This window comes from uncultured Mailhella sp. (assembly GCF_963931295.1).
Classification (GTDB): domain Bacteria; phylum Desulfobacterota; class Desulfovibrionia; order Desulfovibrionales; family Desulfovibrionaceae; genus Mailhella.
This window is the reverse complement of sequence record NZ_OZ007001.1, coordinates 498,245-510,238: the sequence shown is the minus strand read 5'-3', so window position 1 is coordinate 510,238 and position 11,994 is coordinate 498,245. Positions and strand designations below refer to the sequence as shown.

Below are 11,994 nucleotides of genomic sequence, written 5' to 3'. Positions count from 1 at the left end.
CGTTTCGGCAACGCTCTTTGCCTTCGCGCTCCCGCCCCGCCGAATGGCGCAGCCTTCGGCGGAAACAGGGGGGCGCGGGGGGAATTATTTCCCCCGCATGCCTTTCCTGCCTTTTCTGCCTTTCACCCCTGGGAGACGCCGGGGCCGGAGAGGGCGCTTTTGCCGTTGCCGAGGGGGGAGACCTGGATTTGGAGGGAGACGCGGTCGCGGACGGCCTGGACGTGGGAGATGATGCCTATCATTTTTCCTTTTTGTCTCAGGGAAGCGAGCATGTCGAGGGCGGTGCCGAGGGCTTCTTCGTCGAGGGTGCCGAAGCCTTCATCGAGGAAGACGGAGTCCACGCGGACGTTGCGGCTGGCCATTTGTGCGAGGCCGAGGGCGAGGGCGAGGCTGACGATGAAGCTTTCGCCGCCGGAGAGGTTGCGGGAGGAGCGCACGGCGTCGGCCTGGTAGCGGTCGATGACGTTGAGGGTGAGGGCTTCGGTTTTGCTGTGGACGAGCAGGTAGCGGTCGGTCATGAAGGCGAGCTGCCGGTTGGCCATGATGATGAGTCTGCGGAAGGTGAGTTCCTGGGCGTAGTTGCGGAATTTTTTTCCGTCGGAGGAGCCGATGAGCTCGTTGAGGGCGTTCCAGCGCCGGCAGGTGTCGGCCTGTTTTTTGAGCAGGCCGGTCAGTTCGGCGGCCTGCGATTTGCGCACGGCGTTGGCGCTGAGGCGTTCCTGAATGCTGCCGAGGGTGCGCAGGGCGTTTTCGCGTTCGGCGCGGGTTTCGGCGAGGGCCTGTTCGGTGGCGTCGCGAGGCGGCAGGGGCAGACGCTGTTCGGCGCGCTTGCGGGCAAGGTCCTTTTGGCGGGCGTCGAGGGCGGCGGCGCGTTTGGCGAGATGGTCGCGTTCGCTCGCGAGCTCGTCCATCTCCTCAGGGGAAAGCAGGGCCTCGCGGCAGGACTTCTCGTCGGCAAAGCGTTCGGCGGCGAGGTGTTTTTCGAGGTCGGCTTCCATATCGCGCAGATCCGAGGCGCGCCGGGTCAGGCTTTCGTCGATGGCGGCGGCGTCGCTGCGGCTGCGGGTCAGCGCCCGGGAGGCGTCGTCGAGGCGTACGCGCAGGGCCTCTTCCTGTTTTTCCAGTTCCTGCAGACGGTTGCGGGCGGCCTGTTCTTCGTCGTCCACGCTGCGCAGGCCGAAGATTGCGCGGCGGTCGGATTCGAGGGCGGCGAGGGAGGCAGCGAGGCGGTCGCGGTTTTCCTGCGCGCTGTTGTGTTCGGTCGTCGCCGAGTGCAGTGCCTGGGCCCCCACGTCGATGAGGCGCGTCTGTTCGGCAAGGGCGTTGCGGGCTTCCACTTCGCGGGCGAGCAGGTCGGCGTAGCGACGGCGGCGTTCGGCAAGAATATTCACGGCCTCGCGAAGCGTCGCGGGGGCTTCGTCTGCGCGCCGGAAGGCGGCAAGGTCGTGTTGCAGGGCGAGGCGTTCGGCGTCGGCCTTGCCCGCTTTGGAATCAAGTTCCGTGCGGCGTGCCGAGACTTCCGTGCCGAGGCGCAGCGCTTCCTTTTCCGCACTCTGCACGTCGGCAAGAGCGTTGTCGTGCATGAGGCGCAGGCGCTCCACGTCGTCGGCAAGGCGGCGTCCGGCCTGCTGCCGGGCGTCGAGGTCGCGGAGAGCCTCTTCGGCCCGGGCGAGAGCGTCGGCGGTCTCTGCGCGGAGCGTTTCCAGAAGTGCAGGCAGGGCGGGCGCGCGTTCGCTGAGCGCAAGCGCGGAAAGAATGTCGTTTTCCCACGCTTCGGCAGGCGCAGAAGTTTGGGCGGCTGCGGGGGCGGCGTGGTTTTGCGTCGACTCGTCGTCGGGCGCGGAAGGCGCGTCCGGGACTGTCGGCTCCGGAGAATCGGCGTCGTCTCTTTGCGTCAGCGCGGCGGCCAGCGCCGGGGAAAGGGCGGAGAGCGCAAGGCGCAGCTTCCGGGTGGCGTCTTCGGCGGCGGCCGAGGCTTCGGCGCGTCCTTCGGCGGCGTGAACGGCGTCGCGCTGATGCCCGGCCAGCGATGCGGAAACGCGGTCGCGGTCGCGCTCCAGCGCGGCGAGGCGTTCGGCGTCTTCATCGGGCAGAGCGGGCGCGCTCTTTGCAAACGGATGATGCGTGGAGCCGCACAGCGGGCACGGACTTCCTTCGCGCAGAGCCCGGCGTTCCTCTTCGTAGGAGCGGATTTTCGCCCGGAGCGTCTGCGTTTCCCGCAGCGCGTTCACGCGTTCCCGCAGCAGGGCGAGTTCCGAGTTTTCCTGCTGTACGGTGAGGGTCAGCGCCTGTGCGTCGCGGGCGAGGCGTTCGGCGCGGGAAAGGTGTTCGGCGCGCGTCGAGGCGGCGTCGAGGGCCTTGTCCAGCGCCCCGAGCCGGGCGGAAAGCGCGTCGCGTTCGGCCCGGAACGCGGACACGTCCCTGCCGTTCAGAAGCTCGGCAAAGGCGCTGCGCGCCGCCGTCAGCCTGTCCGAAGCCTCGGAAAGCGCCTTGCTGAGCGCCTCTTCCGAACGGCGGCGTCCGGCAAGCGCCGTTTCCTGTTCTTCAAGGTCGAGCGAGAGTTCGTTCAGCGCGAGGCGCTCGGCTTCTAGGGCTTTCTCGTCTTCTTCCAGTCGGCAGAGGCGCGTTTCCAGCGCGCCCACCGCTTCGGAAAGTCCGGCGTCGGCGGCGGAGGCTTCCTTTTCCCGGAAAACGCTCGCAAGGGCGGCTTCCGCGTCTTTTTTGCTCCGTTCAGCGTCGCTTTGTTCCTTGCGGCGAAGTTCCAGCGCGCTGCGGCGGGCGTCGAGTTCCAGATTCAGATTGTTCAGATCGCGGCGTCGGGCGTCGATTTCGGTGTCCGCGGCGCGCACGCGCTTCCAGAGGTCCCGCGCCTTTTCCACGGCGTCCTTTTCGGCGGTCAGCGCCGTTTTCGCGGCGGCAAGCGCGGAAGACGCCTGCTCTTCCTGTTCGGCAAGGCGGGGCGTCTCTTCCTTCAGCGCGGCGAGCTTTTCTTCGTCGCCGCGCTGCTCCTCGCGCCGGATGCGCAAAGCTTCGAGCGCCGGAAAAATCCCGGCCGCCCGTTCGGCGCGCTCCAGCTTTTCGCGCTGCGGCGCAAAGGTCTGCCCGTCGAGCAGAAGCGTTTCCCGCTCGGCGTTCAGGGCCTGTTCCTCCTTGTCGAGCGCCGTGGCCTGCTCAAGGCGCGCCATGTCGTCATTGAGCGCCTGCTCGCGGTTCGCCAGCGTTTCGCACGTCGCGTGAAGCGTTTCCCGTTCGCGTTCAAGCGCCGCTTCCTCGTCTTCGGGCAGAAGCTGCTGCGCGTCCAGTCTGTTTTTGAGGTCGTTGAGCTTTTTCTGTTCCTCGCTGCTGCGCTGCTGCGTCTTCCGTGAGATTTCCGAATAAATCCCCGTGCCCGTGATTTTTTCCAGAAGCGGAGCCCGTTTGTCGCCGTCGGCCAGCAGAAACGTGGCAAAACGCCCCTGAGCCAGCAGCATGGACTGCGTGAACCGGGCAAAGTCCATGCCTGTGAGCTCTTCCACGCGGGCGATGACGTCGGTGGTTTTGTCGGCCAGCGGTTGATCTTGGGCGTCGTACAGGTGGTGCTGCGGCGGCTGAAGTTTGCCCGAGCCACGCGCCCGGCGCTGACTCCAGCAGCACTTATATTTCCCGCGAGTGGTGCAAAAGCGCACCTCCGCCAGACATTCCGACGTCTGCCGCGACATGATTTCATTGCTGCTCTTGGTCACCTTTTCGAGGCGCGGCGTAGCGCCGTAGAGCGCCAGACACACGGCGTCGAGAATGGTGCTCTTGCCCGCGCCCGTGGGGCCCGTGATGGCAAATATGCCCCCGGCTTCGTATTCCGGCCCGTCGAGACGGATGCTCCAGTCGCCGGCGAGGGAATTGAGATTGCGGATATGAATGCTTAAGATGCGCATGAAGCGTCCTCCTCGTCGAAGAGCGCGGCGGCCGCGGCTTCGCGGAACGTGGCCCGCAGTTCCTTGAGCGCGGGATCGTCGGGTTCGGCGTCGGGAAAGGCTTCCTGCAAGCGCCGTTCAAAAACGGCTTCCACGCCGAGTTCTTCGAGATCGTCCTGTTCGGGATCGGCGTCCATGCCTTCGGGCAGGAACCGCGCGTTGCGGATGCGGAGCACTTCCACGGCTCCGGATGCGTGTTCCTCCACGCGGCGGCGCAGATCCGCAATCATGCTGCTGCCGGTGTAGAGCGCTTCGACCCACACGCTTTCCCCGGAGGCGGAAAGTTCGTCGAGGCGGCTCTCAATCTCGGCAATGTCGCCTTCCACGCGCTCCAGTCGCTGAAACACGGGCACGCTCACCCCGCGGGACACGATGCCGTCTCCCTGCGTTTCCAGAATGCGCACCTCGTGCCCGCGACAAACCTCGTCGAAGCCCATGGGCAGCGGCGACCCCGTGTAGCGCAGACGCTCCTCGCCGTGAACCCGCTGCGCCGAATGAAGATGACCGAGCGCCACATAGTCGAACGCGGCCGGAAACACGCCGGCGTCCACCTGACCGAGCGAGCCCACGCGCAGATCGCGCACGCCGTCGTCGCCGGAAATCACGCCTCCCGCGGCAAAAAGATGCCCCGTGGCCAGCAGCGGAACAGGGTGTCCTGCGCGCAGACGTTCCGCTTCCTGAGCGGCGCGCAGATAATGCTCCTTCATGCCTTCGGCCATGAGCCTGTCGCGTTCGTCCATGCTGTCGCCGTCGGCGGCGCGGTAAAGATCCCTGTCGCGCAGAAACGGAACCGCGCTTACCACGAGTTCGGGCTCGCCGCTTGCCCCGCACAGCAGAAAGGTTTCCTCTTCGGGAGAACGCGCCCGGCCCGTCACGTGAATGTTCATGCCCGAAAGCAGCCCGGCCGGAGCGTCGAGAAAGGCCGGAGAATCATGATTGCCCGCAATGACCACCACATGCCGGCACGGGCTCCCGCTTGCCGAAACATCGCGCAGAAAGTCGTAGTACAGCTTCTGCGCCGGATTGCCGGGAATCGAACTGTCGAACACGTCGCCTGCAATGATCAGCGCTTCCACCCCCTCGTCCCGAATCAGATCCACAAGCCACGCGAGAAAACGACGGAACTCCTCGTACCGCCGCCGCCCGTAAAGATGATGCCCTAAATGCCAGTCCGATGTGTGAAGTATCTTCATGCCTTCCCTGCCTTGATTCCCGCCCCTCGCGGAGCGCCCCCACGGTGTACCACGCCCCGCCGCCCCCTGTCACGGCCCGGCAACGGGAAAGGCAGAAAAGGCAGGAAAGGCATGCGGGGGAAATAATTCCCCCCGCGCCCCCCTGTTTCTGCTTCGCAGCTTCGCTGCTTCAGCAGAACAGGGTGAACGGGAAGATTATGCCCGAAGCTGTGGGCGAAGGGGGGATTGGAGGCCGGAAGGCCGTCTCTCAACGCTCTGGGGCCCGCGACCTGTCTTCAGACGGTCGCGTTGACGGCGGCAAGCAGCCGGAATTCACTTCCGGCGTGAAGCGCAGCCGCCGTCGTGCAAGTTGCGCAGGTCGTACAGCGTGTCTTGCACAAACGGGCTAGTGTTCTCTGTTGAGGTCTGCAAGGTCAGAAATAATTCCCCCCGCGCCCCCCTGTTTCTGCTTCGCAGCTTCGCTGCTTCAGCAGGACAGGGTGAACGGGAAGATTATGCCCGAAGCTGTGGGCGAAGGGGGGATTGGAGGCCGGAAGGCCGTCTCTCAACGCTCTGGGGTCCGCGACCTGTCTTCAGACGGTCGCGTTGACGGCGGCAAGCAGCCGGAATTCACTTCCGGCGTGAAGCGCAGCCGCCGTCGTGCAAGTTGCGCAGGTCGTACAGCGTGTCTTGCGCAAACGGGCTAGTGTTCTCTGTTGAGGTCTGCAAGGTCAGAAATAATTCCCCCCCTGATTCTGCCTCCCGGCTTCGCCGGTGCGGCAGGAAGGGAGTGTGCAGGCAGAGCGCATTGCCGAAAACTGACGGAAGTTCGGAAGGGGAAAGGCAAAGCGCGCCAGGCTTGGGTGTGCTTGGCTGGCGCTGTTCGGTCTGCGGACTCAGCGCAGGTGTGTCCGCACGGCCCCGCATGCGGTGGCCGACTCCTGTCCGACAAAAAAAACGGGCAAAAAAAACGGGAACTTCCGAAAAAGTTCCCGCAAAATGGACATGAGGATTCCTGCCCGGGGCAGGCTCAAAAGGATTACTTGTAGGCCTTGGAGGCAAAAATGCCGAGGCAGACGACTATTGCCATGAGGCAGGCGCAAATGGTGAGTACCAGGCTTCCGAGTTCCATACCTTCCTCCTTTTTCTAGGGAAGAGAATAAAAAGTTCTCTTTCTGTGCAGATATCATACGTCATGAATCATAGTATCATGAGTAATGATGCCTACTTTGTTTTTTTTTATAACATAGCAGGTGCGCAAGTTAAAAACAACATATTTTCGGAAAGTTTTTTTATTTATTTGCATGTTTGCATCATATGCAAAGAGAGTGTGAGAGAAAAATAAAGGATAATGAAAGAAGAATGTGAAAATATGAAGGGAAAAGGAAGAAGTAAATAGAAATGATGAAAAAGAGAAGTTGTGCATGGGAAAATGACGTCGTGAAAAAGCATGATGTCGTGCTGTTTTGTCAGTGCTGCGGAGCGTGAAAGAGAGATTTTTATGTGTCATGTTATTTGTGAAAGAAATGACATGAAGAAATCATGTATGAAGCTTGCTTGTCGGGAAGATGCAGAACGGGTTCCCGTGTTTGTTGGTTGGGTGCGCGGTGCGACGATCGTGCCGGTAATGCGGTGACTGGGGGGATGTCTGTGGGCGAGCGCATGAGGATGCGCGACAGGCGGCGGAAGCATGACGTCGGTGCGGGCGGGGCAGGGAATCAGTCCGGAAGCGGCTGCCGTGGCGTCGGCACGGGCTTCGGCGCGGCTGCTGCGGTGCGTGTTTTTTATTTTTTGATTTGCTGGCGGCGTCGGGGCCGTTGCGGGCGCGGCTGTTCTCTCGCGCCGTCGCCCGGGGTCGTGTTCGGCTTGCGAAGAAATCCCGGGACTTGCCTTGCGTCGTCAATAGGGTATGTTCGGAAAGGCGCGGCAACGGTTGTTTCTGCGCCGTGCCGGAACAGGCGGCGCACAGTGCGCGTTTCCGGTTTTCCAGAAAAAAGCGAGGCTTCCGCGCAGGCGGAGGCGAACGGGAGTCAGACATGGGCGAGTTCCGCGTGCCCGATACCGGGCTTCACATTCTTATCCTGGGCTGCATGAGTTCGGGCAAGTCCACGCTGCTCAACGCCATGCTCGGACGCGGGGCGTTTCCTGCGGGCAACCGGGCTACCACGGCACAGATATTCAGAATTGTTCATGATCCGTGGTGCGAGCAGAACGTGTGCCGCAACCCTTCGGAGAGCGACGAATGGCATCCGCTCACGCTGGAGAGGCTTGCGTCGTACAACGGAACCATGCGTGAGAACGTGCCTGCCGACATCTGGCTGCGTCTGCCGCACCTGGAGAAGAAGCGTCCCATTGTGTTTTACGATACGCCCGGTCCCAACACCAGCAAGCACGACGAGCATCGCGGCGAGACGTATTTTGCGCTGGAAAAGCTGCCGCTGACGCATATTTTTCTGGTGCTCGACATGGCGCAGCTGCACACGCGCGACGAAGAGGCGCTGCTGCGCGACATGGGGCGGGTGGCGGAGCTTCGCGGCGGAGTGCCGGTGCTGGTGATCCTCAACAAGGCCGACGTCATCGACGTGGAAAAGGAATCCGTGTCCGACATCGTGAAGGAAGTGCGCGACACGGTGGCGCAGTATCTGCCGTCGGGCTCGAACGTGGATGTGATTCCCGTGATGGCCAAGGGCGCCGAGGTGTGGCGACGCATGATAGATCGCGACAAGCTGACGGTGTTCGAGGTGGAATTCGGCCAGTACATCGACTGGCGACTGTGCCGCGCGATGCTTGAGGCGTCGCTGATTCCGGAAGAGATACGGATCAGCGTGGCGGAGCAGATGGAGGAATGGCGGAGACTGCAGAAGTTTTCGGAAGCGTTCCGCTCGTCGCTGGAATATCTGGCGCGGCGGGTGCATCCTGAGAACGCGGAACTCATCAACAAGAACGTGAGCAAGATTCTCGATTACGCCGACTGTCGCCGGGCCGTGACGGGTTCGGGCATGGTGACGCTTGAGGAGTACATCGACCGTCTTACGGTGAAGAATTACGCCGTCCCGCTGAAGGGGGACGAGCTGAACGAACGGGTGTGACATGAAGACAAGCAGCATCAGCAGAGAAGACGCACTGGCCCTTTTGAAGACCTGGAACAGCGAACCGTTTCATCTTCTGCACGCGCTCACGGTGGAAGGCGTGATGCGGTATTTTGCGCGCGAGCGCGGCTATGCGGATGAAGAAGAGTTCTGGGGGCTGTCCGGCCTTCTTCACGACATTGATTTTGAACGCTTTCCCGAAGAACATTGCCGCAAGGCGCCGGAACTGCTGCGCGCGGGCGGCGTGAACGAAGACATGATTCATGCGGTGTGCAGTCACGGCTACGGACTGTGCTGCGACGTTGAGCCCGAACACGAAATGGAAAAGATACTCTTTGCGGTGGACGAGCTCACGGGTCTGGTGGGCGCGGCGGTGAAGATGCGTCCTTCGGGCAGCGTGATGGACATGGAAGTGTCCAGTCTGAAGAAGAAATTCAAGGACAAGCGCTTTGCGGCGGGCTGCTCGCGCGACGTGATCCGCGAAGGCGCGGAGCGTCTGGGCTGGACGCTGGACGAACTGTTTGCGCGCACGCTCGACGCCATGCGTTCCTGCGAGGCGAGCGTGAACGAGCAGATGGCCGCGCAATAGTTCGCGAGGGCGTCGGCCATCCGGCCGGATGGCGGATTTGCGGCGCGTTTTTCCCGAGGGGGAGAGACGCGCCTTTTTTGTTGCTGCGGGGGAGGGCGGAAAGAAGGAGCGCGGCCCGGGGGAGGTCATCGGGGTGCCTGGGAATTTTGCTGCGGTATCGGGAGAGAGTTTGTCGAGGGGGCCCGGGAGATTTCGCCGCGGTATCCGGGGAGATTTTGTCGAGGGGCCCGGGGGGGATTTCGCCCCGGGCCGGAGGGGGTCGGCCCGGGGAAGGGCGGAAAGAAGGAGCGGGGCGCCTTGCGGTGTCGCGGGCCCGGAGCCTTTCGGCGGATCGGGCGTCGGAGAGGTGAGGGCGTTGAAGGCCGTGCCGCGGCGTCGAGGAGAGCGCTGCGGGCGGGGAGCTGCGGAGATCTTTGCCGGGTACGGGCGCGTCGAAATTCGACGTTTTTTCTTCGCGCGCTCCGGCGGACAGCGGCAAAACTTTCATAATATTCCTATCAATGTTGATTTTATTGATAAAGAGCGTATATTGCCGCCCCGGACGGAAGCCCCCCTTGTACCGCTCCGCGCTGCGAAGAACAATCGCGCGCAGCGGAAAATTCCGACTTCCGCGCATCGGCTGGAGGAAAAATGAAAGATTTATATAAAAAACTTGCTTATATCATCAGCAAATCCCGTTTCAGCATCTCTATTTTCATGGTCATGCTGGTCTTTTCCTTTTTCGGCTACCAGATCATGAAGATCAATATGCTGAAGAACGCCCAGAATCTGGGCTATAACTTGGCGCACACCTACGCCCTTGAACAGCGGGGCAATCTTCAGTTTTACTCCGTGCTTTTGTCGTTCGGCGTTTCCGTTGTGGACGAAAGTCAGAAAAACGGCAATCTTGCGGAAAAAATCATGTACTTTTTCCGACAGGTGCAGAGCCTGCTTGGCGAAGGCACCATTGATCCGTACCTGGTTTCCGGAAACAGGATCATTGCCCTGAATCCCTGGGAAGGCGACGCCGACTACGATTTTTCCAATGCCGTCTGGTATCGGCAGGCGGTGGAGAATCCCGGCAAGGTCATCTTCACCGACACCTATATCGATGCCGTGTACGGCAAGCCTGTCGTCACCATCGCCAGAACGTGCGCTTCGGGGGCCGTGCTGGCCTTCGACATCTTTCCAGAAAACTTCCGTTTTTCCTCGGTCACGCTGACCGGACTGCAGGAGTCGTCGTTTTTCCTGTGCGACAACAAGGGCACGCTGCTCTACGCGCAAACTTCGGAAGAGCAGTCCTACGACGAAATGAGACCGTATGTGCATCAGTTGTTCCTGCGCATCAAGAGCGGCGAACTGGCTTCGTATGCGGCCAGCACCAGCGATATGCACGGACAGCGCCGCGGCGTGTACTACTTTGAAATGCCGAACGGATGGATTTCCATCCTGACCATTCCGTTCAGCGTTATTCTCAATGATCTTGATTACTTCAGTGCTCTGTTCTATGGCCTTGTCGTGCTGCTGCTCATCGGCATGGGACTCATTTCCTGGCGAAACCTTCACAACGAACGCGTCTATGCCCGTACCAACGAGGCCGTTCAGGTGCTCGGCAACAGCTACTTCGCCGTGTATCGGATAGACTACGAACAGGCGCGTTACGAGGTCATCAAGGCGCCGGATGACGTGCGCAGACGCCTGTCGTCGTCGGGTTCCTACGCGGAACTGGTGCGGGTCATCATCGAGAATCTGGACTCCCGCGACCTTGGCGAGTTCATGGACAAGTTTTCCCTGCTCAGCATACGACGTCTGGTGGAGCACCGCATACGGGATTTCGGTCGGGACTTTCGTCGGCGCTTCGATAACGGATATCGCTGGGTGACCATCCGGGTGCAGTTCGACGAATCGCTCGCGAGTCACGACGTCATTCTCTGCTTCCGCGAAATAGAAGAGGAGAAGCAGAAACAGCTCGAAGAACACACGCTGCTCATGAACTCCCTGAACAAGGCCAAACAGAACGAAAAGGCCAAGCAGCTGTTTTTCAGCAACATGTCGCATGAAATGCGCACGCCGCTCAACGCCATCATCAATCTTACCGGCATTGCCAAGCGTTTTGCGCGCGATCCGCAGAAGGTGCTCGACTACCTGAATAAAATAGAACGCTCAAGCGTGATGCTGATTCAGCTCGTCAACGACATCCTTGAGCTTTCGCGCCTCGCGCAGGGCAAGATAGAGCTGAACAATCAGCCCATGGATATCCGCGTCTGCCTGGAAGAGAGCTTCACTCCGTTTAAAATTCAGGCGGAAAACGAAGGAAAAATATTCCGCGAAGTCTGGAACGTGAATCATTCCATGGTGATGGGAGACGCCTTCCGCCTGACGCGCATCATGAACAATCTGCTTTCCAACGCGATGAAGTTCACGGACGCCGGCGATTCCGTCACCGTGGAAGTCTCGCAGATGAGCCAGAAGGAATACATTCAGTATAAGATCGTCGTGTCCGATACCGGCATCGGCATGTCGGAAGAGTTTCTGCATCAGATTTTCGAGCCCTATACCCGTGAAAGCCGCGTGGCGTCGCGTCCGGTGAGCGGAACCGGCCTCGGCATGCCCATCGTGAAAAGCATGGTGGAACTCTTGAACGGCAGCATTGTTGTGGACAGCAAACCCGGTCAGGGAACCACGTTTACCGTGATCTTGCCGTTCCTCATGGTGCGCGGCGAAGAACAGAGCGCCGTGGAAACCGAATCGGCGCCCGTAGGCGGCGGCCTTGCCGGCAAACGCCTGCTCATTGCCGAAGACAACGAAATCAATATGGAAGTGGCGGAGGAAATTCTTACCCTCAACGGCATGAAGGTGGAACGCGCCTGGAACGGCCGCGAAGCCCTGAATATCTTCCAGCGCTCGGAGCCCTTCTACTTCGACGCCATCCTCATGGACATGCAGATGCCCGAAATGAACGGCTGCGAAGCCTGCAAAAGCATCCGCGCCCTCTCCAGACCCGACGCCGCATCCGTGCCCATCGTCGCCGTCACCGCCAACGCCTTCTCCGAAGACATCGCCGAAACCTCCCGCGCCGGCATGTCCGCCCACGTCTCCAAACCCATCGACTTCCCCATCCTCTGCCGCCTCCTCGAAAAACTCATCAAGGCAAGAAAGAAAAAGGAAGAGTAGGGGAGAGGAAGAGAGAATGCGGGGGAAGAGAGGGAAAATTT

The 11,994-nt window shown here is 61.1% G+C and carries 5 protein-coding genes; 3 read left to right on the top strand and 2 right to left on the bottom strand.

Features of this window, described 5'->3' with window-relative positions; all coding sequences use genetic code 11:
- Positions 1-122 precede the first annotated feature (122 nt).
- Entirely contained in the window at positions 123-3,911 is a 3,789-nt protein-coding gene (locus tag ABGT79_RS02005) for an AAA family ATPase (RefSeq protein WP_346664774.1), read from the bottom strand.
- Positions 3,899-5,143 (bottom strand): exonuclease SbcCD subunit D C-terminal domain-containing protein, encoded by a 1,245-nt coding sequence (locus ABGT79_RS02000; RefSeq protein ID WP_346664773.1) that lies wholly within the window; start codon positions 5,141-5,143, stop codon positions 3,899-3,901. The genes ABGT79_RS02005 and ABGT79_RS02000 overlap by 13 nt, the downstream gene beginning before the upstream one ends.
- A 2,015-nt stretch (positions 5,144-7,158) precedes the next feature.
- Here ABGT79_RS02000 and ABGT79_RS01995 point away from each other — a divergent pair.
- From ABGT79_RS01995 to ABGT79_RS01985, 3 genes are all read left to right on the top strand, one after another.
- Positions 7,159-8,211: a dynamin family protein gene (locus ABGT79_RS01995; protein WP_346664772.1), complete on the top strand. Its 1,053-nt coding sequence runs from the start codon at positions 7,159-7,161 to the stop codon at positions 8,209-8,211.
- A 1-nt stretch (position 8,212) separates the two neighbouring features.
- Entirely contained in the window at positions 8,213-8,800 is a 588-nt protein-coding gene (locus ABGT79_RS01990; RefSeq protein ID WP_346664771.1) for a hydrolase, read from the top strand.
- Positions 8,801-9,430: 630 nt separating this feature from the next.
- Positions 9,431-11,953, top strand: a complete 2,523-nt coding sequence (locus ABGT79_RS01985; RefSeq protein ID WP_346664770.1) for an ATP-binding protein — start codon at positions 9,431-9,433, stop codon at positions 11,951-11,953.
- The last annotated feature ends 41 nt before the right edge of the window (positions 11,954-11,994 follow it).